The organism is Algoriphagus sp. UBA3586 (assembly GCF_002376385.1).
GTDB lineage: Bacteria > Bacteroidota > Bacteroidia > Cytophagales > Cyclobacteriaceae > Algoriphagus > Algoriphagus ornithinivorans.
The window spans coordinates 36,147-58,199 of sequence record NZ_DFMT01000013.1 but is presented as its reverse complement, the minus strand read 5'-3'; the positions used below and the strand labels follow the sequence as shown (position 1 = coordinate 58,199).

The 22,053-nt window shown below is 40.5% G+C and carries 25 protein-coding genes and 1 tRNA gene; 14 read left to right on the top strand and 12 right to left on the bottom strand.

Annotation, left to right across the window (positions count from 1 at the left end):
• Window positions 1-32 precede the first annotated feature (32 nt).
• The gene (locus B2906_RS03480; RefSeq protein ID WP_286935615.1) at window positions 33-749 is read right to left on the bottom strand and encodes a pyridoxine 5'-phosphate synthase; all 717 of its coding nucleotides are present in this window, start codon (window positions 747-749) and stop codon (window positions 33-35) included.
• A 60-nt stretch (window positions 750-809) separates the two neighbouring features.
• On the opposite strand from B2906_RS03480, the gene B2906_RS03475 reads away from it, so the two are divergent.
• From B2906_RS03475 to B2906_RS03465, 3 genes are read left to right on the top strand one after another with little or no spacing between them, the layout of a single operon-like run.
• Window positions 810-1,262, top strand: coding sequence for a GatB/YqeY domain-containing protein (locus B2906_RS03475; protein ID WP_091652369.1), 453 nt, complete (start codon window positions 810-812; stop codon window positions 1,260-1,262).
• Window position 1,263: 1 nt separating this feature from the next.
• Entirely contained in the window at window positions 1,264-1,821 is a 558-nt protein-coding gene (locus B2906_RS03470; protein ID WP_175557861.1) for a CvpA family protein, read from the top strand.
• The gene (locus B2906_RS03465) at window positions 1,802-2,386 is read left to right on the top strand and encodes an anthranilate synthase component II (RefSeq protein WP_286935614.1); all 585 of its coding nucleotides are present in this window, start codon (window positions 1,802-1,804) and stop codon (window positions 2,384-2,386) included. The genes B2906_RS03470 and B2906_RS03465 overlap by 20 nt, the downstream gene beginning before the upstream one ends.
• Here B2906_RS03465 and B2906_RS03460 read toward each other — a convergent pair.
• The 7 genes from B2906_RS03460 to ubiE form a co-directional block, all read right to left on the bottom strand.
• Window positions 2,370-3,023, bottom strand: coding sequence for a LolA family protein (locus tag B2906_RS03460; protein WP_286935612.1), 654 nt, complete (start codon window positions 3,021-3,023; stop codon window positions 2,370-2,372). The two genes, B2906_RS03465 and B2906_RS03460, sit on opposite strands and share 17 nt — an antisense overlap.
• Before the next feature lie 32 nt (window positions 3,024-3,055).
• Entirely contained in the window at window positions 3,056-5,548 is a 2,493-nt protein-coding gene (locus tag B2906_RS03455; RefSeq protein ID WP_091652380.1) for an FtsK/SpoIIIE family DNA translocase, read from the bottom strand.
• Window positions 5,549-5,602: 54 nt separating this feature from the next.
• Entirely contained in the window at window positions 5,603-6,643 is a 1,041-nt protein-coding gene (locus B2906_RS03450; RefSeq protein WP_286935611.1) for a quinone-dependent dihydroorotate dehydrogenase, read from the bottom strand.
• A 91-nt stretch (window positions 6,644-6,734) separates the two neighbouring features.
• Window positions 6,735-7,478: a M15 family metallopeptidase gene (locus B2906_RS03445; protein ID WP_286935610.1), complete on the bottom strand. Its 744-nt coding sequence runs from the start codon at window positions 7,476-7,478 to the stop codon at window positions 6,735-6,737.
• Window positions 7,475-8,233, bottom strand: coding sequence for an SDR family NAD(P)-dependent oxidoreductase (locus B2906_RS03440; RefSeq protein ID WP_286935609.1), 759 nt, complete (start codon window positions 8,231-8,233; stop codon window positions 7,475-7,477). The genes B2906_RS03445 and B2906_RS03440 overlap by 4 nt, the downstream gene beginning before the upstream one ends.
• 59 nt (window positions 8,234-8,292) lie before the next feature.
• Entirely contained in the window at window positions 8,293-9,096 is an 804-nt protein-coding gene (locus tag B2906_RS03435) for a porin family protein (RefSeq protein ID WP_286935608.1), read from the bottom strand.
• Complete coding sequence (ubiE, locus tag B2906_RS03430) at window positions 9,045-9,767, bottom strand: bifunctional demethylmenaquinone methyltransferase/2-methoxy-6-polyprenyl-1,4-benzoquinol methylase UbiE (RefSeq protein WP_091652392.1); 723 nt, start codon at window positions 9,765-9,767, stop codon at window positions 9,045-9,047. The genes B2906_RS03435 and ubiE overlap by 52 nt, the downstream gene beginning before the upstream one ends.
• A gap of 124 nt (window positions 9,768-9,891) precedes the next feature.
• Here ubiE and yihA point away from each other — a divergent pair, with 124 nt between their 5' ends.
• The 4 genes from yihA (at window position 9,892) to B2906_RS03410 (ending at window position 11,852) form a co-directional block, all read left to right on the top strand.
• Window positions 9,892-10,503 (top strand): ribosome biogenesis GTP-binding protein YihA/YsxC, encoded by a 612-nt coding sequence (yihA, locus tag B2906_RS03425; protein WP_091652395.1) that lies wholly within the window; start codon window positions 9,892-9,894, stop codon window positions 10,501-10,503.
• A gap of 38 nt (window positions 10,504-10,541) precedes the next feature.
• Window positions 10,542-10,970, top strand: a complete 429-nt coding sequence (locus B2906_RS03420; RefSeq protein ID WP_219957077.1) for a DUF5606 domain-containing protein — start codon at window positions 10,542-10,544, stop codon at window positions 10,968-10,970.
• Window positions 10,971-11,009: 39 nt separating this feature from the next.
• Complete coding sequence (locus tag B2906_RS03415) at window positions 11,010-11,309, top strand: hypothetical protein (protein WP_219957076.1); 300 nt, start codon at window positions 11,010-11,012, stop codon at window positions 11,307-11,309.
• Window positions 11,310-11,456: 147 nt separating this feature from the next.
• On the top strand, window positions 11,457-11,852 hold the full coding sequence (locus B2906_RS03410; protein WP_219957075.1) for an endonuclease domain-containing protein: 396 nt from the start codon (window positions 11,457-11,459) through the stop codon (window positions 11,850-11,852).
• 470 nt (window positions 11,853-12,322) lie between these two features.
• Here the strand turns inward: B2906_RS03410 and B2906_RS03405 are convergent, their stop codons facing one another.
• From B2906_RS03405 to B2906_RS03390, 4 genes are all read right to left on the bottom strand, one after another.
• Entirely contained in the window at window positions 12,323-14,254 is a 1,932-nt protein-coding gene (locus B2906_RS03405) for an OmpA family protein (protein ID WP_219957071.1), read from the bottom strand.
• 37 nt (window positions 14,255-14,291) lie between these two features.
• Window positions 14,292-14,780: a hypothetical protein gene (locus B2906_RS03400; RefSeq protein WP_219957070.1), complete on the bottom strand. Its 489-nt coding sequence runs from the start codon at window positions 14,778-14,780 to the stop codon at window positions 14,292-14,294.
• Window positions 14,781-14,854: 74 nt separating this feature from the next.
• A complete protein-coding gene (locus B2906_RS03395; RefSeq protein ID WP_219957069.1) occupies window positions 14,855-15,646 on the bottom strand; it encodes a (Fe-S)-binding protein in 792 nt (263 codons plus the stop codon).
• Window positions 15,647-15,689: 43 nt separating this feature from the next.
• Window positions 15,690-17,024 (bottom strand): 4Fe-4S dicluster domain-containing protein, encoded by a 1,335-nt coding sequence (locus B2906_RS03390; RefSeq protein ID WP_091652414.1) that lies wholly within the window; start codon window positions 17,022-17,024, stop codon window positions 15,690-15,692.
• Window positions 17,025-17,127: 103 nt separating this feature from the next.
• Between B2906_RS03390 and B2906_RS03385 the strand changes: the two genes are divergently transcribed.
• The 7 genes from B2906_RS03385 to B2906_RS03355 all read left to right on the top strand — a co-directional run.
• Window positions 17,128-17,203: transfer RNA gene (locus B2906_RS03385), tRNA-Phe, on the top strand.
• A 313-nt stretch (window positions 17,204-17,516) separates the two neighbouring features.
• Entirely contained in the window at window positions 17,517-17,975 is a 459-nt protein-coding gene (locus tag B2906_RS03380; RefSeq protein WP_255590397.1) for an RNA polymerase sigma factor, read from the top strand.
• Window positions 17,972-18,391: a hypothetical protein gene (locus B2906_RS03375; protein WP_219957067.1), complete on the top strand. Its 420-nt coding sequence runs from the start codon at window positions 17,972-17,974 to the stop codon at window positions 18,389-18,391. Before B2906_RS03380 ends, B2906_RS03375 begins: the two co-directional genes overlap by 4 nt.
• A 6-nt stretch (window positions 18,392-18,397) precedes the next feature.
• Entirely contained in the window at window positions 18,398-18,931 is a 534-nt protein-coding gene (locus B2906_RS03370) for a DUF4252 domain-containing protein (RefSeq protein ID WP_091652422.1), read from the top strand.
• Window positions 18,932-19,113: 182 nt separating this feature from the next.
• On the top strand, window positions 19,114-19,593 hold the full coding sequence (locus tag B2906_RS03365; RefSeq protein ID WP_219957066.1) for a DUF4252 domain-containing protein: 480 nt from the start codon (window positions 19,114-19,116) through the stop codon (window positions 19,591-19,593).
• A gap of 460 nt (window positions 19,594-20,053) precedes the next feature.
• Entirely contained in the window at window positions 20,054-21,238 is a 1,185-nt protein-coding gene (locus B2906_RS03360; protein WP_255590396.1) for a hypothetical protein, read from the top strand.
• A gap of 138 nt (window positions 21,239-21,376) precedes the next feature.
• Window positions 21,377-22,053: 6-bladed beta-propeller (locus B2906_RS03355; RefSeq protein WP_286935606.1), on the top strand; the 677-nt coding region annotated here is incomplete at its 3' end.

Here is a 22,053-nt window from a genome sequence, read left to right as displayed (position 1 = left end):
ATTCTGAAATTTCAGCTTTCTACCTTGAGCTTTCAGACTTCTAGTCTTCTTCTATACATCTGAATCGTATTTTCCAGCCCGTAATACAAAGCATCACAAACCAAGGCATGGCCTATGGAAACCTCATCCAAAAAAGGGATTTTGTGTTTCAAAAATGCCAGGTTGTGTAGGTCTAAATCATGTCCGGCATTTAGTCCCAAACCTAATTCCTTAGCAATTTTGGATACTTCAACATAGGCAGCAACCGCTTTTTCCCGGTCCTCATGGTAGTGGGCTGCATAAGGTTCTGTATATAATTCCACCCGGTCGGTTCCGGTTTCTTTGGCAGGTTTAAAATACTTGCTCTCAGGATTGATGAAGATGGATACTCTACAGCCTGATTCTTTCAATTCAGCTACGATATCTTTCAAAAAACTCTGATGGGTAATCGTGTCCCAACCGGTATTGGAGGTGATAGCCTCTGGTGGGTCAGGCACCAGGGTAGCTTGTGCAGGTTTTACCCTTTTCACCAGCTCCATATACCGCTTATCGGGATACCCTTCTATATTAAATTCAGTAGTTACGACCTCGGAAAGGTCTAATACATCCTGAAATCGGATATGCCTTTCATCAGGTCTTGGGTGCACCGTGATTCCTTCAGCACCAAATCGTTCGCAGTCCAAGGCCACCTGCACCACATTGGGGTTATTAGCTCCTCGCGCGTTTCTCAAAGTGGCTATTTTATTAATATTTACACTTAGTTTAGTCATAAACGAGTCAAAAAGGTATTTTTGTCCGGATAATAGTAGTATAACACAAACTTAGGACGAATGAGTTTAAAGCAGAAGATAGAAAGTGAAATAAAATCAGCGATGATTGCTAAAGATAAGGGAAGATTGACAGCCTTGCGAGCAATCAAGTCGATGATTTTATTGGAAGAAACCAAAGGCGGAGCTAAAGGAGAAATTTCTTCAGATGATGAATTGAAGCTGTTGACCAAAGCTGCCAAACAGAGAAAAGACTCTGCAGATATCTACGAACAACAAGGTAGATTTGATTTGCATGAGGTGGAAATGGCCGAGTTGAAGGTGATTCAAGAGTTTTTGCCTAAGGAATTGACTGATGAGGAACTGACTCAGGCAGTGAAAGAAATTATCTCACAAACTGGTGCTTCCAGCCCGAAAGATATGGGAAAAGTGATGGGAGTGGCTAGCAAACAGCTAGCAGGAAAAGCAGATGGCAAGGCTATTGCTGATAAAGTAAAAGCATTGTTAAATAGCTAAATTGGAGAGCAACTCAATCATAGATATAGTCATTGTAGGCGTGCTGTTGCTAGGCGCCTATGAAGGATACAAACAAGGATTCCTGCTTGGAATCCTTGGCCTTTTTGGTTTTGTGATTGCAGTGATTTTAGGATTCTATTTTATGGATCCATTAGCTGCTTGGCTGGGAGAGAATGTGGAATCAGTGAATATCTCCTATCCTGTCATAGGCTTCCTGATCATCTTTGTGATTAGTTTGCTGCTTATCCGGATTGTCGGATGGGTTTTGAAAAAAGTCATGGATTTGACCATTTTAGGGACTTTTGATTCCTTTGCCGGAGTGCTCTTTGGAGTAGTAAAAGCGGGATTTTTTCTAAGTCTCTTTCTGTGGTTTACCAAAGAATTTGACTTTGATTTCCCCAAAAAATGGGAGAGAAACTCCGAAATGATCGGGTACATCGAACCTTGGGCTCCTGGAGTAATAGATTCTGTTTCTCCCTTTTTCCCTGAGGTAGAGTCCACTAAAAGCAGTTTTGATAAGTTGGTTGAGAAGGTGAAGGATGTTACTGCTGATAGATAATTTTGATTCATTCAGTCATATGCTGGCTGACTTGATTCGGCAAACAGGGGAGGAGCTTCAGGTAGTCAGAAATGATGTATCCCTTGCTGAATTAAAAAGCATTCAATTTGAAGGACTCATATTATCTCCTGGGCCTGGAATTCCTAAACAGGCGGGAAACTTAATGGCTATTCTGGAAGAGTATCATCAGCGAACACCTATTTTGGGTGTATGCCTTGGACACCAGGCTGTAGGAGAGTTTTTTGGAGCTTCATTGGTAAAAAACAGGAAACCCACTCATGGGAAAGTTTACGCCGTGAATAAAGTTGGGCAGCCTGAATTGTTGGAAAACCTTCCGAAAACTTTTCAGGTCACCAGATATCATTCGCTTCAGCTTCAACAATTGCCTCAAGAAATAATCCCAATCCTTGAAACGAACTCAGGAGAAATTATGGGGATTCAGCATTCCTTTTTGCCAATAGTAGGAGTTCAGTATCATCCGGAAGCCTTGCTCACAGAATACGGGCTGGAATTGATCCACTCTTGGTTAAAGTTGATTCCGGAGAAGATTACCTTAAATCAATAATTTCTATTCCCGGATATTTTTTTGGATCAAAAGCAAAATAGCTGGAAGGTAGATTGGTGTTTTGCTTGAGGTTTTTGAAAGTATAGGAAAACATTCCTCCTTGTCCATCAAACATTTCCCATCCAAGCAAATCTTTGGTGTTTTTGTCAATCATCAGTTTGACCCGCTCAAAAGGTGTATTGTTGGTGGTGGCTTTGAGTTCAACAACAGATACTGTTTTGCCTTGATATTGCTTGTCAGCCAAGAGCTTATAGTCAAAGCCTGACTGATACATTCTATAGATATTGGAAGGGGTCAATTCTCCTTCAGTCTGGGAGACATCATTGATAGTCACTTCTCTGTATCCGTCAGCTTGAATAAAAGTCCAGACAGTCTTGCCATCATTGTAGATTTCCTGCTCAGGAAGCTTCAGACGATATTGTTCGCCTTTCACGGCTACTTCACCACTTTGCCTATCACTTGAGCCTGTATTATCCTGATAAGTAAAATCGAATTGAGCCGTAAAACCGTTCATGCTTTTGAACTTTTGGCTCATGGCATCCAATACGGTTTTGGCTTTGGGGTCTTTTTGGGCAAAGGTAGGGAGTTCTAAGGCCAGGCTCAGAACCAGGGTTATAACTAGGGCTAATTTGTTCATGTGTATAATACCGATGGAAACTAAACCGGTACTTACAAGCTATTCAATAACTGTTCCAAACTAGCTTCATCTTGGATGAGTACTTCTCGGGCTTTGGATCCTTCAAAAGGCCCAACCACTCCAGCTGCCTCCAACTGATCTACAATTCTACCTGCACGGTTGTATCCCAATTTTAGTTTTCTCTGAATCAGGGAGGTACTTCCCTGTTGATGCATGACAATCAATCGAGCAGCATCGTCAAAAAGTGGGTCTCTGTCTGATAAATCTACTTCGCCTACTCCACTTTCACTTTCTTCTCCCTCAAATTCAGGCAAGAGATAGGCATCTGAATAGCCTTTTTGCTCTCCAATCCAGTCGCAAATCGCATCTACTTCAGGAGTATCCAAGAAAGCGCATTGCAATCGAATCATTTCAGACCCTTGCGAAAGCAGCATATCTCCCATGCCAATAAGCTGGTCAGCTCCACCTGCATCCAAAATGGTACGGGAGTCAATTTTTGAAGTCACCCGGAAAGAAAGTCTAGCTGGGAAGTTGGCTTTGATTATACCTGTGATCACATTAACAGAAGGTCTCTGAGTGGCCACTACCAAATGTATTCCGATCGCTCTGGCTAATTGTGCCAACCGAGCAATTGGTCCTTCGATTTCTTTACCGGCAGTCATCATCAAGTCGGCCAATTCATCTATAACTAATACGATATAAGGCATGAATCTATGTCCTTTCTCAGGATTCAGCTTCCTTGCTATGAATTTCGCATTGTATTCTTTGAGATTTCTCGCTCCGGCATCTTTCAAAAGATTGTAGCGATTATCCATTTCAATACAGAGTGAATTCAGTGTATAAATTACTTTTTTGGTGTCCGTGATGATCGCCTCTTCCGATCCTGGAAGCTTGGCTAAAAAGTGCCTTTCTATTTTATTAAAAAGGGTTAATTCCACTTTTTTGGGATCTACCAATACAAACTTCAGCTGAGATGGGTGCTTCTTGTAAATCAAGGAAGCCAAAATCATATTCAGACCCACAGACTTACCTTGTCCCGTAGCACCTGCCATCAATAGGTGAGGCATTTTGGCCAAATCCACGACAAATACCTCATTGGAGATGGTTTTTCCCAAGGCAATAGGCAGATCTTTGTCTGAGCGCATGAATTTCTCTGTGCCCAAAACAGCTCTTGCCGGCACTAATTCGCGGTTTTTGTTTGGAACTTCTATCCCAATCGTTCCTTTACCTGGGATTGGGGCGATAATACGAATACCTAGGGCAGCTAAACTAAGGGCAATATCATCTTCCAAGTTTTTGATCTTTGAAATTTTAACCCCCGGTTCCGGTACAATTTCATACAGCGTTACAGTAGGACCTATCGTAGCCTTGATTTCCTGGATTCCTATTTTGAAGTTCTCTAAGGTCTCTACGATTTTGTTTTTATTCTCTTCCAGTTCCTGCCGGGTAACGGTTACTTTTTGAAGATCATATTCATTCAACAAATCCAAGGTTGGGTATTTGTATCTCGGCAGATCCAGGGTCGGATCGTAGGGGTCTAGGTTTTCTACTTCTTCCGCAGTCTTTTCCTCATGAACAGGCTTAGTAACAGAGAACTGCTTCTCCTCCGCCACTACTTCTGATTTCTTTTCCTTGATTTCGTCCAGCAGGTTTACCTGAGGTACATTGAAAAGGTCATCCTCTTCTTCAGTTTTTTCGGTGGAAAGTTCAATAGGTCCTTCATTTCCTTTGACAGTCCAGCTTGACCCATCATCTTCGATTTCTTCCTCATCATCCAGAGCAAATGGATCTTCATTTTTCGAACTCGGCTTGATAGCCAAATCATCAGAGCCTTCAGATTCATCTTCCTCATAGGGAATATCATCTCCGGTATTTTTGAGGCTAAACCAATCTAGTTTATCAATATCAAAAAAGAATATCACGAAAATCAGCAGTGCTCCGCCAATTAGAATAAAAGTGCCCCATCCCAAGAAATCAGAGGAAAGCTTGGCCAATTCGTAACCAAAACCTCCAGACAAGAAACTCCAATAAGAGTATCCCTGCACTAAAATCACGATATATCCGGTCAATAAACCCAACCAGAAAGTAAAGAATAAAGCAAAGCTGGTATAGCGGGTTAATGAGATAATGGAAAGCTTAAAAGTCCATCTAAAACCCAAAATGAATAGAAAGGGCGGAAAAAGAAATGCTGCGACGCCAAACCATCTGTAAATCATCCAATGGCCTGCCTGAGCACCCAAAAATCCCAACCAGTTTTGAGATTCTCTGGCAGATTCCCTGATGGCCTCAGAATCATTGTTCATGACCACGCTTTGGTCTGCAGGGCCATTCAGCAGATAACTGATGAAAGCTATAAACAAAAATATCCCTGCAGACATCAAGATGATGCCTAGGGTTAAGACAAACTTGGAGTTTTTGAAGCCTCCCAAAGAGATTTTGGGTCCTTTACTTTTAGTAGAGGCTGCTTTTTTTGCGTTTTCTCCTTTTTTTCGAAAAGTATTGGTCCTGGGTGAATTGGTGGCCATGTATTAGATTCAAATCCGATTTTAAGATAAGGCTTCCTAAGGAAGTTTGGCAAATTACCTCGAAAAATAAGCCAATAATCCTTTTTTGATACGTTTAATCAGGCTAGGTCCCTCATAAATCATGCCTGAGTAGACTTGAACTAAGCTGGCTCCGGCCTGTAATTTTTCTATCGCATCTTCTGCAGAATAAATTCCCCCTACTCCAATGATAGGAAAAGCGCCGATGGATTTCTGATTGAGGTATCGGATTACTTCGGTACTTCTGTTTTTCAGAACTTTTCCGCTTACCCCTCCCGCGCCTATTGCTTCTACCTGATTCTTGTCCGTCTTCAAAGCACTGCGATCAATAGTGGTATTGGTGGCGATAACTCCGTCTATTTCTGTTTCCAGGACAATCTCTATAATATCGTCCAATTGTCCATCTGTCAAATCCGGGGCAATTTTGAGAAGGATGGGCTTTGGCTTTTCTTTTTTATCATTCGCAGATTTGACTGCCGAAAGCAAAGCTTTTAAGGGCTCTTTTTCCTGTAAATCCCGAAGGTTTGGAGTGTTGGGTGAACTGACATTAACCACAAAATAATCCACATAGGGATGCAATGCTTCGAGGCAATACAGGTAATCATCCACTGCATTTTCATTAGGAGTTACCTTGTTTTTGCCAATATTCCCACCGACGATGACATCGGATTTTCTTTTTTTCAATCGCTCCACAGCTTCCAGCACCCCGCCGTTATTAAAGCCCATTCTGTTGATAAGTGCTTCATCCTGAGGAAGCCGAAACAATCGAGGTTGAGGATTTCCTTCCTGAGGCTTTGGGGTCAATGTTCCAATCTCAATAAAACCAAAACCCAACATGGCCATTTCATCAATCAGCTTGGCATCTTTATCAAATCCGGCTGCCAATCCCACGGGATTTTTGAATTTCAATCCAAATACCTCCCTTTCCAACAAAGGATCATCCAATCTGAAATTAGCTTTCAATGCAGACTTTACTATGGGTAGGTTAAAAGTCAGCTTGGTGAGGTCAAATGTGAGATGGTGTGCAGCTTCCGGTTTCTTTAGGAAGAGTAGAGGCTTTAGTAGAGATTTGTACACGGAGCAGGATTTTGAACTTGTGCAAAGGTAATATTCCCATTTAGAAAATGGGGAAGCTAATCAGGAATTCAGCAGGAGTGAAGAGCTGGATTTACTGAACTATTTCAAATTTTTCCCCAGCTTCTTTTCGGGTATAAGCGTTGAAATGCCACCATTCAGATCCTATCCCTTTGAATCCAGCAGCATTCATCACTTTCCTTAAAATTTCACGATTGGCCACTTGATTAGGAGTAATCTTCTTCTCGGCGAGCATTTGTTTTTCCCGATCAGGATAAGCAGGGTAGCCAAAGTAATCATAGCCAGTGCCCATATCCAGTGCCGAATCAGCTTTGGTATCATAAATGGTCAAATCCACAGCTACACCAAAATTATGCAAACTGCCAACTTTGGGATCTGCCACATAAAGCGGTTTAATACTATCCGGCTTATCCAAATTGTCCCATAAAATCTGTTGAACCGAGAGGGGTCTGACTCCATCATAAACCAATAGCGTATAATCTGGATTTTCTGCTTGGAGAAGCTCTTGGGCCTTTTTCAATTGATCCGCCACCTCAGGCTGTAGGTAAGCTCTATCCAATTCTCCATAGACATCCTGTCCAAAAAAATTATCAGTAGTGGAATACTTCAATTCTACCCTGATCCCGGGGATATATTCCTGCAAGTCCACTAATCCTTGATCAATGAGCCTTTGTTCCAGTTCCGAAACGGCATATAGGGTAGGGGCCGTGATTGCCTCAGCTTCTTGCCTTTGACTTTCAGAAAAGACTTCCTGATCGCTTTTGGGCGCCGAGCATGCCACCATGCTGATCAATACTATGTAGATGAATTTTTTCAAAGTTTTTTGTTGACTAGGGTGGAGGATGCCTGAGCTGTGGGCAATACAACAATATCCGCTAAAACTACATGAGAAGGTCTGTTTACACAGAACTCTACTATTTCGGCAATATCCTGAGCTACTAAGGGTTCAAATCCCTGATAAACTTTCTCTGCTCGATTTTCATCGCCTTTGAATCTCACCACAGAAAACTCCGTTTCCACCAAGCCAGGGTGAATACCTATTACTTTGATACCAAATGGATTTAAATCCATTCTCATGCCTTTGGTGATGGCATCTACAGCATGCTTGGAACCGCAGTACACATTTCCATTGGGATAGACTTCTTTTCCGGCGATGGAACCGATATTGATGATAGTTCCTGATTTTCTTTCACACATGCCCGGAATTACCGCTTTGGAAACATAGAGGAGTCCTTTCACATTGATGTCCATCATTGCATCCCAGTCATCCAGACTTCCTGATTGGATAGGATCTAAGCCATGCGCATTTCCAGCGTTGTTAACCAGGATTTCTATATTTTTCCAGTTTTCCGGTAGATTCTCAATCAATCCAAATACAGCTTCTTTATCTCTTACATCAAAAACCAAAGGCAAAACCTCTATTCCTGAAGGGACTTCCTTTTTGAGTTCATCCAATCTTTCAGCTCTTCTGCCTGTGGCGATGATATGATAACCGTTTTTTGCCAAAATAAGAGCACAGGCCTTTCCAATTCCAGAAGTAGCCCCTGTGATCAATGCGATTTTTCTTTCCATATTCCCAAGTTAGGGGAATTGGAAAAAAACAAAAATTCAAACCTGATAATGGGAAAAATTTACTGGAAATTCAGATACAAAGTAATCGTTTTTCTTCGGACGGAGGTGAGTGCATCCCGTATGTCCGGATTGGTATTTTCGGCCTGATACAAATTATTCAAGCCATGAGAAAAGCGGATTTCAGGAGCAAATTTGAAAAATTTGAAATAAATCTCGAATCCCATTCCCATCTCAATAGTGAAGTCCTGTCCAGTAGTAACCAGATCCTCTAAATTTGCTTCTTCCTGAGACTTGGTTCTGAATTGATAGCTGCCACCTCCAAGGAAATACATTCGGGTGTTATTAAACCTGACTGATTTATACTTCATCAAAAGAGGCAATTCCACCATCGTAGCCTCTGAAGTATAAGTCTGAATGTCAAAAGTGGAATTGACAGGTTCATCAGGAGAAGGTGTGTTATTCCCTGGGAAGTTGTCTGGAAAGAAATGAACTTCTGTCTTAAACTCGTAAAAACCTACTTTGGGAGTAAACAGCAATTGAACCTGATCATGAAATCGTAGCATTCCGATGAAACCCAAAGAAAAACCGGGGTTATATCTTGGGAAGATGGCCCTTACATCTCCGGCAGCTGGGTTTGCAGCATTTAAAAACGCATTACTATACTCTAAACGGTAGGTACTGTTGTGACCTGCCAGAAAGAAACCATAGGAAACCAGCTTATCATCCGAACCGGAAGTACTGGTCATTCCAAACAGTCCTTGGGCAGACAGTTTTTCAGAAGAAAATAGAACAGCAAGAAAAAGCAGGAAAATTACTTTTCCCCTACGTAAATCGAGCTTATTCCAAAAGTAAGTGGTTTGCATACAGTGCTGTGAAATCCAACTTTTTTCAATACCGCCAGAAAATCCTGTCCATCTGGAAATGCCTGTACTGATTCAGGAAGATAAGTATAAGCAGAATTGTCCTTGGATACAATCTTTCCTATTTGAGGAAGCACAGTATTGGAATAAAAGGAATATGCCTGCTTCATTGGAAATGCTCTCGGCTTGCTAAATTCCAAAATCACTGTTTTCCCTCCAGGCTTCAATACCCTATACATATCTGCCAAACCCTTTTCCAGGTTTTCGAAGTTTCTAACTCCAAATGAAACGATGACAGCATCAAACTTATTATCCTCAAAGAGCAATCCTTCAGAATCGCCGAGCTGCATTTCGATCTTATCTTCGAAGCCACGTTTCTTCATTTTCTTTCGGCCTTCGGAAAGCATGCCCTCAGAAATATCTACCCCGATGATTTTATCCGGATTCAAGGCCAAAGCTTCAATCGCAAAATCTCCGGTACCGGTAGCAATGTCCAAGATCAGTTTTGGCTGATCTTTTTTGAGCATCTTGATTGCTTTCTTTCTCCAGATAATATCAATTCCAAGACTAAGCACATGATTGAGCAGGTCATATTTTGGACTGATATTATTGAACATTTCAGCCACCTGGGCTTTTTTCGGGTCTTCTTTATCTTTGTAAGGGACGACAGACATCACAAAATCATTCTAATGGGACACAATATTACTCAAGAAACCCGAGGAATTGAAAATTGTTGAGTTTGAATGGAATTCATTTGCTAAATAATAAAGCCTTATTTTTGCAGCGAACACAAGAGTCATGATCCAAAAAGCAGAATTTGTAGTTTCCAATAATAATCCTTCCAACTGTCCAAAGCCTGATCGGGCTGAAGTAGCTTTTATCGGGAGATCCAATGTGGGGAAAAGCTCCCTGATCAATATGCTAACCGGAAAGAAGGAGCTGGCCAAGACTTCTCAGAAGCCTGGAAAAACCCAGTTGATTAATCATTTTAAAATCGATGATCGCTGGTATTTAGTGGATTTGCCGGGTTATGGATTTGCCAAAGTGAATGTAAAGGTGAAAGAAGGTTGGGAAAATATGATCACAACCTACCTCACTAAAAGAGAAAACCTCTGTGGAGTTTTTGTTTTGATCGATAGTAGGTTAGAACCTCAAAAAATCGATTTGGACTTTTTGCTATGGTGTGGAACCAATGGGGTTCCTGCAGCAATCGTTTTTACGAAAGCTGACAAGCAGTCCAAAAGTAAGACCCATCAAAATATTCAGAAGTTCCTCAAAAAAATGAATGAGATTTTCGAAGAAATTCCGGATTACCTGATTACCAGTTCCGAAACTGGACAGGGAAAGGATGATTTGGAGGAATTTATCTTAGATCTCGTGAAAGAATACGAAAGCCGTGAGGTCATTTAGACCCAAGTTCTATATTTGCAAGCTGAAAAATACAACCTATGAATTTTAAAGATATAGCCACCGTATCCGGTAAACCGGGACTTTACAAAGTGTTGAAGCCTTCAAGATCAGGAGTGATCTTGGAAAGCATGGATGAGAAAAAAGGGAAAATGGTAGCGGGAATGGCTCAAAGAGTCTCAATTCTTAGCGATATTTCAATTTATACCCTTACGGAAGAGGGAGCGGAGCCTTTGGAGTCCGTGATGAAAAAAATCGAAGCTGAATTTCAGGGTGATTTGGGTTTGGATGCCAATCCTGATGATGCTGAATTGAGAGCATTTATGAAGCATATTCTACCTGATGTAGATGAGTCTAGAGTTTATACTTCCGATATCAAGAAATTGATTTCTTGGTATAAAATTATCCGAACCAATGCTCCTGAGGTATTGGAAGATACAGAGGATAAAAAAGAAGAAAAAGAATCCTAATAGTCAGCCTCGCAATTGCGGGGCTTTTTTGATGTGTATATGGATCAAACTATCAATTCTGAAAGCTTTGAATTGATTCAGAAGGAGTTGAATCTTTCTGATCAGGCAGCCTCCATGAGCGAAGAGGAATATTTAAAAATCATCAGCAAGGCAGTTCAGGAAATGCTAAACAGGGACTTTGAGCGACTTTTACAGGTTTGTTACAGAATAGATTTAGGAGAGGAAAAGCTTAAAAAAATCCTTAACGAATCCGATCCTGATTACCTGGCTTCAGATTTAGCCCATGCCCTTTGGACCCGACAAAAGCAGAAAGTAGAGATCCGGAGGAGGTATTCTTGAATATTCCTGCCTTTGGTGATATACGTTGCAATTCCCCCTTTGGAAACGTGCACCATTTTGGGAAGAAAAGGGATAAAAAAGGGGGTTAGGGGGATTTAATGCTTATTTTAATTTATTAAATTAGTTGAAAAATGATTTTCAACCTTAATGCGATTTATTCCCTATTCTAAATCACTTAAGGAATTCTCACGAGAATTGAGGTCACACTCAACTTTATCTGAGGTTCTTTTGTGGAAGCAACTTCGAGCTTCTCGGTTTCGAGGTTATAGTTTCAATAGGCAAAAACCTTTATCAAAATTCATTGTCGATTTTTACTGTAAAAAGTTAAATCTCGTAATTGAAATTGATGGAGATTCTCATTTTGACGAAGAGTCAGTTATTTCTGACCAAAAAAGACAAAAAATTTTAGAGAGTTTAGAGCTCAATTTTTTGAGATTTTCTGATGTGGAAATCAAGAGATCCATGCCTTCTGTTTTGGAGGAAATTAATGCCTATATAGACGATTGGGAGGATAAAAATGGATGGGAACGAACAAGTTTTTGAGACGTTTTTAAACTATTAAAATCCCCCTTGCCCCCTTTGTAAAGGGGGATTTGCTTATAGTTAGGAAAGAAGGCTGAGGTAAAATTTTGAAAATTGGTCTTTGGTGATGCACCTTACAATTCCCCCTTTGGAACTGTGTACAGCTTTGGGAAGTAGATTTATAAAAAAGGGGGCTAGGGGGATTTTTCTGTGAGTTTAATTCATTTTTTAATTGACTAGCCCTCAAAAAGCTTACAGATTTAAATGTAAATCCTCAGATAGACTGAATGTGTTTACAAATCCCCCTTACCCCCTTTGTAAAGGGGGAATTGGCATTAGGTGAAATTGACAGTCTCAGATCTAAAGATTATTAATTGGTCAGGGAAATAATAGAATCTCATTTACCCTATTTGAAATGGGTATTCACTTTTCGTTCGAAGTAAAAGTGTTTTTTAATATAACAAACACCTATTCCTTTCACGAAAAAACCTCTACTCCTTAATCTCGATTACCTTGAACTCGGTACGTCTATTGACCTGATGTTCTTCTTCGGTTTGAGCATTCGGGATGATGAGCTGAGTTTCTCCGTATCCTTTTGCAACCAACCTATCTCTTGAAATACCCTGAGAAACGATGTAATCCACCGCTGACTGGGCTCTTCTTTGTGAAAGATTCAAGTTGTAAGAGTCCGAAGCTCTATCATCGGTATGGGAACTTAACTCTATCCTGATGCTAGGATTATCCTTCAGGATCTGCACTAACTTATCGAGTTCTTTTGCGGCATCTGCTCGGATATCTGCTTTATCCAGATCATAGTAGATATTTTCCAAGATGATGGATTTATCCAAAATCAGTTGATCCAAAACCAAAGTGGTATCCAAGGTCACGTTGGTGACATCCTGCACCAAGGTGGATGGATCCGGCGTTTTTCCTTTGGTCGTGTATGGGATGGATTTTGAGAAGTACCCATTTTTCGAAGCGATGATGGTATAATCTGCTTCTGGGGTCAAGGTGAATCTAACTCTTCCATTGGTATTGGAGAAATCACCACCTATTTGCTTGTTGTTGCCATCATACAAAACCACCCTTGCTTGAGGCAAGACCTGATTTGCCTGTCCGGCTACTCTTTCCTGAGTAGTTACATTCAATAGAACGTTGACAATTTTTGGCTTAGGCGTTTTGTCGACAAAATAATAAATATCATCATCTCCGATTCCACCTTCGCGATTAGAGGAAAGAAAGCCCTCTTTTGGGTAATTCGTAAAAAAGATTCCGAAATCATCCGCTGGACTGTTGATGTTTTCTCCCAAATTCTTGATGACTTGCTTTCCATTTTCGTCGTTTTCAGCCACGAAAAGATCTAATTTTCCATAGCCGGGATGGCCATCTGAAGCAAAGAAAAACTTCCCATCAGGAGCCATTCTTGGGAAAAGCTCATTTCCAGGGGTATTGATATTCGGACCTAGATTGACTGCATTGCCAAAGTCTCCATTGGCTAATTTGGTTGCCTTGTATAAATCAATGCCGCCAAAACCTCCGGGGCGATTGGATGCAAAATAAAGGGTATTGCCATCGGGACTGAAAGCTGGAGTTGAGTTCCACCAAAACTCATCTTCATTGACAGGCATCCAAATAGGCTGTGTAAAACCTCCTCCTCTAAAATAAGAGGCAAATAATGCAGTTTCAGGCAAGTCTTTCGGAGAAGTAGAGTTCCCCCTTGCATAAATAATGGTATTACCATCCGGGCTGATCGCGATGGCAGCTTGATTCAAACCCTCTTCATTTTGAAATTCGGGGAGTGTTCGTATACCGCTGACATCCACTCTCAAATCTTCGGCTCTGGTTCGGAATAACTTGGTGTAAGGCATCCCTGTGGCCGGATAAATACCTGAAGCTTGGCGCGCGCTGGTAAAGTATAAAAAGTTTTCACTGACAATAGGTGCATAATCCGGTCCCGGAGTATTCAGTTCTCTGTAATTGACCAATTCATGATAAGGCCAATAATTTGCAATCCCTTCTGCTAATTTGATGGCTTCCAATTCTCGCTGAACCCTTGCCAAAAGAGCTTCATCTTGTGTGTAGGCTTTAGCATTTTCAAAAGCCTCTTTGGCTTCCTCTGTTTTCTGTTGTGCTTTGAGACTTTGCCCCAAGAAAAAATAGCGATTAAATGAAGGATCTTCTTCTACTAGTTTTTGGTAATAAGGAGCAGAATTTTCAATTCGGTTAGAAAGACGATAGCTTTCGGCAACTATCTCATTGGCCTCTAAATTATCCGGATCTTCTTCCAAAATCTGAGAAAAAGTTCCGATTGCATATTGATATTGGCCAGAAAGATATTGCTCTGTTCCTTTCTCCTGAAGGCTTTTACAGGCCCCCAAAAGGGTCAAAACTAGAAGGAAGGTGCCAAAAAATCGTTGTTTCATGGGTCTTGCTTTGCTGCTCTATGCTGAATATTACTAATTAATTTGGAAAATATTTGTTTAACCAACTTTTCCCTGCAGAAATCCAGATATTTTCCAGGTCTTTCTTTGATTGGAGAACTGGGTTGATCACCGGTGTATCCTTGGTAATTGCCCCCTCCAATACTTTATTTTTTATACTTAGCGCATGAGCAACCTCTATGGCTCCATCTTCTGACTTGAAGCTGACTTTTCCGCTATTTGTCAAATCCACCCGTAATTGCTGTTCCAGCTCTCTTAAAGTTCTCACCGAACTGTCAATGGAACATCCTGAAGCGCCAGCAGCAGATTCATCCACTGCCAAGACCAGAATTTGATCATCCAGAATTTCAAAAGAAGTGGGGAGCGGATTCCCGTGCGCATTCCAACTTTCGCAAAAATGGCTTAGACGGGATTGAATCAACTTTATTTCTTCCGAAGAAAATTTTCTTTCTGACTGATAAAGCCATACTCTGCTATTCTCCGGTAGGGTATCAAATGGCACGTACATGTTTCGAAATTTTAGGTAAAGAAAAACCCTTTCTACCTAACGGCAAAAAGGGTCAAATTGATTCAATCAATCAATCAAATTCCCATATCCTTGGCGATCATCTCAGCCAAATCATAAACTTTGACTTCATTTTCCTTCTCTTTGTTTTTGACACCATCGGTCATCATGGTTAGGCAAAACGGACATCCTACTGCAATGGCATTGGCACCGGTGGCCAACGCTTCTTCAGTGCGTTCAATATTGATATCTTTTTTGCCTGGTTCTGGTTCCTTGAACATCTGAGCTCCACCTGCACCGCAACATAGACCTTTGGTACGGCAACGCTTCATCTCCACCAATTCCACGTCCAGCGCCTTGATGACTTCTCTTGGAGCTTCGTATACATTATTGGCTCTTCCCAAATAGCAAGAGTCATGAAAGGTGATTTTTTTGCCTTTGAATTCTCCCCCTCCCTGAAGGACTACTTTTCCCTCATTGATCAGTTGCTGGAGGAATTGAGAATGGTGGATTACCTCATACTTTCCGCCCAAAGCCGGATATTCGTTTTTGATGGTATTAAAACAATGCGGGCATGCGGTGACCACCTTTTTCACCTCATAGCCATTCATTACCTGAATATTGGCCACGGCCTGCATTTGAAATAAAAACTCATTTCCTGCTCTACGTGCAGGGTCTCCAGTACAGGCTTCTTCCGGACCTAATACCGCGAAAGAAACACCTACTTTATTTAATATTTTGACGAAAGCCTGAGTCACTGCTTTGTAGCGATCATCAAATGATCCAGCGCAGCCTACCCAAAAAAGTATTTCTGGACTTTCTCCTTTGCCGACCATTTCGGCCATGGTTGGTACTTGATATGTAGACATTTTTTAGACTTTTAGATTTTAGAGTTGAGAAGCAAGACCTGAATTACTTGACTTGTTCTTCTTTGACTGAATCAGCCCAGTTGAATCTATCCTGAGGGCTGAATTTCCAAGGTGAAAAGCTGGTTTCCATATTTTGAAACATCGCGTTCCATTGGGCAGGTGTGCCTGATTCTTCCATGGCTACATACCTTCTCATCTGGAGAATAATGGAAAGCGGGTCTATATTGACAGGACAGGCTTCCACACAGGCATTGCAGGAGGTACAGGCATTGAGCTCTTCTTTGGTGATATAATCCCCCAGCAAGGATTTTCCATCCTCGAGACCTGGTCCGCCGGCGTCTATGCTTTTACCTACTTCTTCTGCACGATCACGCACATCCATCATGATTTTTCTCGGGGATAGTTTTTTGCCAGTTAGGTTGGCAGGACACTCTGCTGTACACCTACCACACTCCGTACAGGAATAGGCATTTAATACATTCACCCAAGTCAAATCATTGACATCCTTGGCTCCAAATCTCCCAATTTCGGCAGGAGGATCTGCTGGTGTTTCCGAAGGGATTCCCAACATCATATTGACTTCATTGGTCACCTCTGGCATATTGGGCATCTCTCCTTTTGGCTTCAAATTGGAATACCAAGTATTTGGGAAGGCAAGGAAAATGTGGAGGTGCTTGGAATAGGTGACATAAATGGCGAATGCAAGAATTCCGGCAATGTGGAACCACCATGCGAAGCGCTCAATCACAACCAAGCTACCAGTGGACATGCCTTCAAAAATTGGCTGGATCAAACTGCTGAAAAACAGGGTGCCTAAAATGGTATAATGCTCATCTCCACGATTGGCTAGAATTTGATCGGTAGCATTCATGGTGAGAATGGCACACATCAGTACAATCTCAATAACCAAAATCAAATTGGCGTCCAAGCTCGGCCAACCCTTCATTTCGGGCTTGTTGAAGCGGGGCACTTTGCTGACATTTCTTCTCCAAAGAAAAGCCACGCAAGAGATCAAGACTGCAACGGCGAGGAATTCAAAGATATTCATGGCAACTGTATAGACAGAGCCTAATGCCGGTGCAAAGAGTCGGTGAGTTCCAAGGATTCCGTCCAGAACAAATTCCAGCACTTCCAAATTGATGACAATGAATCCCACATAAATTAATAGGTGGAGGAAAGCGGGAATCAGACGTTTGAACATTTTCTGTTGTCCAAAAGCTACCAAAAGCATGGTCTTCCAGCGAGTGTCGGTTTGATCATTTCGGGTTTCGGCCTTCCCCAAAAGGATGTTTCTTTTCAGAAATTTGATCCTTTTGGCTAAAATGAAGCCTGCTACTCCTAAAATGACCAAAAAAGCGATTTGAGGTAAAAAGCTCATATTGATGAGATTAGCGTTTTGTTTGGGTTTACTTGAATAATTTTTTTTTCAAATGATTTGTATCGAAAAGTCAAATACCTACCTTTGCATCACTTTACAGAACGGTGATGTAGCTCAGTTGGTAGAGCATCGGACTGAAAATCCGTGAGTCGGTGGTTCGAGTCCACTCATCACCACCATCCCGGCCCATGTGGTCGGGATTTTTTTTGCCCTTTTGGATCTTATTCCGCTCTCTTTTTTTGACAATTTCATTAATGCAAAGTAAGAAATAGTCTGCATGCATACTATTTTTTGAAATAATTTAAAATAAATCTAAAATCTTTTCGGCGCTTTACCATAGCATAACGAACTGAAAAGGAAACTGTTAATAATGATTCGGGTTTCCTGATTTTTCGGATTGTTTCCAAATTTTTTTCAAAAAAGTGTAACATTCGGAATCCATCTGCATCATCTACCTGAATGAATTCATTTTTTGAAGGACATATCTGGCCTATGAAAAGCGCGTTATACCGCTTGGTTTTCCTTTGGGTAAAGGACAAATCCTTGGCAGAGGACCTTCTACAAAATGTTTTCGAGCGTTCTTTTCTAAGGCAAAACGAATTGGCAAATCATCCCAATCTCAAAGGCTGGCTGGTGAAGAGCTTGAAAAATGAGGCTTTGATGCATTTCAGAAAATCAGCTAAGCTCAATGCTTTAGAGGATGAGGCGGAATTGATTTTCCAAGAAAGTGAAGAGGAGGAAATTGACCAACGAGTCCCGAAGATTTTCTCCCTGATGAAAAATCTGACGACCAAGCAGCAGGAAGTTTTCCAGCTGAGAGAAGTGGAAGGTTTGAGCTATGATGAAATCGCCGAATATCTGGAAATTTCCATAGAGCAAGTCAAAGTGAACTTACATCGAGCCAGGAAGAGTATTCGGGAACAATTAACCAAACAGGCATCAATCAAATGAACGAGCGAATCAAAGAGCTTCTGGATAAATATTGGGAAGCTTCGAGCAGTGTGGAAGAAGAAGCAGAACTCAAACTCCTATTGAGTAGAGTCCAAGGTTTTGAGTCTGAAAAGCAGCTATTTGGGCTTCTGGATGAAATGAAGCAAGAGGAACCTGTCCGGGTGAAAATTCCAAAAAGGGTTAGGGTGAGAAGCCTGGCCTGGTTGAATTGGGCGGCATCTGTCGCAATTCTGCTGGGATCTTATGTAGGCTGGAGAGTTTACGAAAGACAGCAGGAGGAGCAGGCTTATCGGGAAGTGGTGGCGGCACTCTCTTTGATTCAGCAGAATTTATCCAAGGGTCAGGAGAAAATGTCAAAAATGAATGATTTAAAGTATTTGTCCGCGCCGGAAGATTTATTTAAAACAGAAGAATAATAAATTATGAAAAAGCTACTACTCATTCCTTTTCTTCTCATGTGCTTTGTATTTAAGGTGCAGGCTCAGGAAGATGCGATTCAGCGGTTTTTCGCAAAATATATGGATGATGATCGGTTCAGCCGAGTTTATATATCTCCTAAAATGATGCAGATGGCCGGAGGGTTTTTGAAAAGCAATGCAGCTGAAAAAGACTCCAAGGAGCTAGGTATACTGCTTCAAAAAATCAAGGGTATCAGAATTCTTTCTTCGGATGAAGTAGACGGAAAATCTTACTACAAGGAAGCGATGGGCACATTGACCAGGAATAAGTATGAAGAGCTGATGGATGTACAGGAAAAGGGTTCCAGTCTGAAATTTATGATACGGGAAGAAGGAGGTTTGATCCGGGAGCTCTTGATGATTTCAGGAGAGGGGAAGGAATTTTCTATGATTTCCTTGCTGGGAAGCTTCACTTATGAAGATCTGAATATGTTGGCTGATAAAACTAATCTCCCCGGCATGGATCAGTACGGAAAAGGACCGAAAGGAAAAAAGTAATGAGGATTAACCGCAATTTTCAGCAGGCTTAAATAGAAGAGGGATTTGGTTGGGATGCTTAAGCAATTCCCCTTTTAAAAGGAGGGTAGGGGGATTTTGAAATACAATTATTCCTTAATCTTTCTGCCAAGTCGCAATTTTCTTAATGACTTTAATAAATAATTAAACTAAACCTACATAAAATGAAAAAGCTGATTTTAGTAATTGTCTTGGCGGGATTCGCCTTGGCTGCAAATGCTCAAAGTAAAAGTGTCGCTGCCTTGAAAGAAAAATACAAGGGACATGAGGATTTCTTCAACATGGAGTTGGGTGGAAACTTCCTGAATTTTGCGGAGGGTTTCAAAATTGATATTGATGAAGATGATATGGCTACTGTAGCCAAATCCATTGAGAAGCTGAATTTTTTCAAGCTACCTGAGCAATCGGATCGGAGTGGAGTCGAATTCAAAGCGCTCAAAAAAGGATTAGAGAAAGAACGCTATGAATTATTGATGGAGATGGCCGATAAAGGTGAAATAGTGGTGTATTCCAAAGGAGGAAAAACCATTTCCGATTTGGTAGTGATGGTAGGGGGAGATGAAGGCGACTTGATGGTCGTCGAACTCAAAGGTTCATTTGCCCAAGAACTGGTGGCCGAGGCGATGAAGCAGGGGAGGAAGTAATTAAAATATTTTTAAAGGAAAGGGGCTATTGACTGGAAGTAGATGTTTTAGATTAATTTTTCTCCTTTTCCTAAATTTTCGAATAATTGACACAGTTCACGAGATATCCATACTCTGCTTTCGAAAAGCCGAAAAATATGGGACAGTAGAGTTCAATCTAAAAAGCAAGGGTAAATCCTTGCTTTTTTTATCTCAATGAGTCAGTCTGGCCAAAATAAATTTTTCAAATCCTAAAAACCACAGCTTAAGTTGAAGAATCAGCCGGCAGGTATCCAATTGAACTAGGATTCGGTTTCTGAAATGAATCGGATAGTTATAAAATGTTAATTCTAATGATAACTTAAGATTTAAGTTCAAAGTAATTGCTTAATTTTTTAAATTAGGAAATCAAGTTTTAATATGGTTTCAGAGAATGAGATCCTCATTCTCTCCTTTTTTTAACTCCTTGAATCTAATTTCTATGAGATCTTTTTATTTGCTGTTTTTTTCTTCAATTCTTTTTTTCTCCTGCAACTCTGATGGTAAATCCTCTGAAGAAGTTGAGGGATTAAAATCAATTGAAATTCCCGAATTAGTTAAGCTGGATAGTATTAAAGTAGATTTTTTAGGAAATCCCAATGTTCACGATATTCATCCTGAATTTAAGACCATACTTTTTGTACATAATTATTCCATGTTTTCAGAAGATATCCATTTGGCCGATTTTGAAGGTTTGGTTTTCTCCTCATTTTCTAAAACAGGGGATTACCCCGACACTTATTCTTCTTTATCATCTACTTTGAGAATTGTCGATGACAATTCATTTTTGGCCAATGGTTATAATGGTTTTATGACCTACAATTTTGATGGAAGACTGATTTCAAAAGTGAAACATATTAATTTTCAAGTTCCAAATTATTCCCCTTTGTTGATGGGCCATGGGATGGAAAAAATGGGAGATAAATATGTATACATCAATCAGGATTCCCCCAAGGATAACGATTATTCAAATAAGAGTAGATATGATGAAATGTACTTATTGGACTTGTTAGATCCTGCAACAGGGGAAAGAGAAGGGATCATTAAATTTCCAGAAAGCAGTATTTTTAAAAGTGGAAAGTATTTTTTCCGAAATGCATGGGATCCGGTTTTTCACATAGAAAATAAAAAAATTCATGTAGCATTCGGTTTAGAACCTGTGATTTATACGTTTGAAGCTTCTCCTCCCTATGAAATAGAATCTACTCTGCCCATAGATTTAAAGGGTTACAACTATTTCAAAGGTGCTGATGAATATTCTGAAGATGTTTCATTTTTTGGACTTCGATTTACCTCAGGAATGATTTTAAATATTAAAAAATTTCAAAACTTCTTTCTAGTAGCATATTTTCCTGGGTACGACCAACTTGATACACAAACCAATTTTGAAAACAAATCTCAAGACGAGGCCAAAGACTTTCGAGAGAGGATGCAAAAAAAGTACCCTTCTCGTATCGCAATAGTTGACTCTTCAGGAAATATTCTTAATGATTTTGTTCCTCAGGGATTGGAGCCTAGCAGCATGCTTTTGCGAGATGGACAACTCTGGATGATGGAAAAGGCTGATGAGGAGGTTGAGCGAGATTATTTTAGGCTGTTTCGAGTTGCACTAAATGCGGTAAAATAACTGACAGATTAAAATTAAACTACTCTCTCTCATGTTAGCTAAGGTTCGAAAATGTAAAATGAAAATACCACATTATTCTTCTTTTTAATTTTAGCTAGCCTATTTCAATACTGTAAGAAAAAGGACTACACCGGAACAATGGAATCCGCTAATACTGTAGAAATTCATGTTGAATTTTTGAAAGGCGATTCACCAGAGTTCATTATTGAAATACTAGACTCTATTAACCTTGAGGTTCTTGGAAACCCTCCCCTTACATCAATCCAAGACTTGGTTTTTTCGCAAAACTTCTTCCTTCTTTTAGATAGAAAACAAGGGTTATTAAAATTTGATAATAATGGTATGTTTCTCTTGAAAATTGGAGAGTTTGGTGAAGGGCCAGATGAATATGCTATGCCCTATGCACTTCACTTAGATGAAAAGAAAAACATTGTCTATGTGGCAGATTGGCAGAAAATGGTTATTCTCACTTACAGCCTCGAAGGAAAATTTGAATCAACAAGCAGTAAACTTCTGGGGCATCCTATATCTTTTTATAAAGAAAATGATACGCTTCTGGTAGTTCAGGAAACAATAAATGGAACAAAAGAGCATCCTAGAGAGGTGATGATAAACTCACCTAAACCCAATAGTCTTGAAATTGTGAATAATGAAAGCCCCGCCTACAGTTTTCATTCTAATTTCAACATTATCCATCCCATTCCCAGGATATTAAGCCGAGTAGGTAATTCAAGCTTATTTTACATGCCAATTATTCGGGGAGAGATTTCTTCTCATACCGATAGAGATACGATTTTTAGACATCAAGACGGTAA

Excerpts from the sequence above, each read along its gene's own strand:
- B2906_RS03480 (WP_286935615.1), bottom strand. The coding sequence starts at position 749 with ATGACTAAACTAAGTGTAAATATTAATAAAATAGCCACTTTGAGAAAC.
- B2906_RS03475 (WP_091652369.1), top strand. The coding sequence starts at position 810 with ATGAGTTTAAAGCAGAAGATAGAAAGTGAAATAAAATCAGCGATGATT.
- B2906_RS03465 (WP_286935614.1), top strand. The coding sequence starts at position 1,802 with ATGTTACTGCTGATAGATAATTTTGATTCATTCAGTCATATGCTGGCT.
- B2906_RS03460 (WP_286935612.1), bottom strand. The coding sequence starts at position 3,023 with ATGAACAAATTAGCCCTAGTTATAACCCTGGTTCTGAGCCTGGCCTTA.
- B2906_RS03455 (WP_091652380.1), bottom strand. The coding sequence starts at position 5,548 with ATGGCCACCAATTCACCCAGGACCAATACTTTTCGAAAAAAAGGAGAA.
- B2906_RS03440 (WP_286935609.1), bottom strand. The coding sequence starts at position 8,233 with ATGGAAAGAAAAATCGCATTGATCACAGGGGCTACTTCTGGAATTGGA.
- B2906_RS03435 (WP_286935608.1), bottom strand. The coding sequence starts at position 9,096 with ATGCAAACCACTTACTTTTGGAATAAGCTCGATTTACGTAGGGGAAAA.
- ubiE (WP_091652392.1), bottom strand. The coding sequence starts at position 9,767 with ATGTCTGTCGTCCCTTACAAAGATAAAGAAGACCCGAAAAAAGCCCAG.
- yihA (WP_091652395.1), top strand. The coding sequence starts at position 9,892 with ATGATCCAAAAAGCAGAATTTGTAGTTTCCAATAATAATCCTTCCAAC.
- B2906_RS03420 (WP_219957077.1), top strand. The coding sequence starts at position 10,542 with ATGAATTTTAAAGATATAGCCACCGTATCCGGTAAACCGGGACTTTAC.
- B2906_RS03415 (WP_219957076.1), top strand. The coding sequence starts at position 11,010 with ATGGATCAAACTATCAATTCTGAAAGCTTTGAATTGATTCAGAAGGAG.
- B2906_RS03410 (WP_219957075.1), top strand. The coding sequence starts at position 11,457 with ATGCGATTTATTCCCTATTCTAAATCACTTAAGGAATTCTCACGAGAA.
- B2906_RS03405 (WP_219957071.1), bottom strand. The coding sequence starts at position 14,254 with ATGAAACAACGATTTTTTGGCACCTTCCTTCTAGTTTTGACCCTTTTG.
- B2906_RS03400 (WP_219957070.1), bottom strand. The coding sequence starts at position 14,780 with ATGTACGTGCCATTTGATACCCTACCGGAGAATAGCAGAGTATGGCTT.
- B2906_RS03395 (WP_219957069.1), bottom strand. The coding sequence starts at position 15,646 with ATGTCTACATATCAAGTACCAACCATGGCCGAAATGGTCGGCAAAGGA.
- B2906_RS03390 (WP_091652414.1), bottom strand. The coding sequence starts at position 17,024 with ATGAGCTTTTTACCTCAAATCGCTTTTTTGGTCATTTTAGGAGTAGCA.
- B2906_RS03380 (WP_255590397.1), top strand. The coding sequence starts at position 17,517 with ATGAAAAGCGCGTTATACCGCTTGGTTTTCCTTTGGGTAAAGGACAAA.
- B2906_RS03375 (WP_219957067.1), top strand. The coding sequence starts at position 17,972 with ATGAACGAGCGAATCAAAGAGCTTCTGGATAAATATTGGGAAGCTTCG.
- B2906_RS03370 (WP_091652422.1), top strand. The coding sequence starts at position 18,398 with ATGAAAAAGCTACTACTCATTCCTTTTCTTCTCATGTGCTTTGTATTT.
- B2906_RS03365 (WP_219957066.1), top strand. The coding sequence starts at position 19,114 with ATGAAAAAGCTGATTTTAGTAATTGTCTTGGCGGGATTCGCCTTGGCT.
- B2906_RS03360 (WP_255590396.1), top strand. The coding sequence starts at position 20,054 with ATGAGATCTTTTTATTTGCTGTTTTTTTCTTCAATTCTTTTTTTCTCC.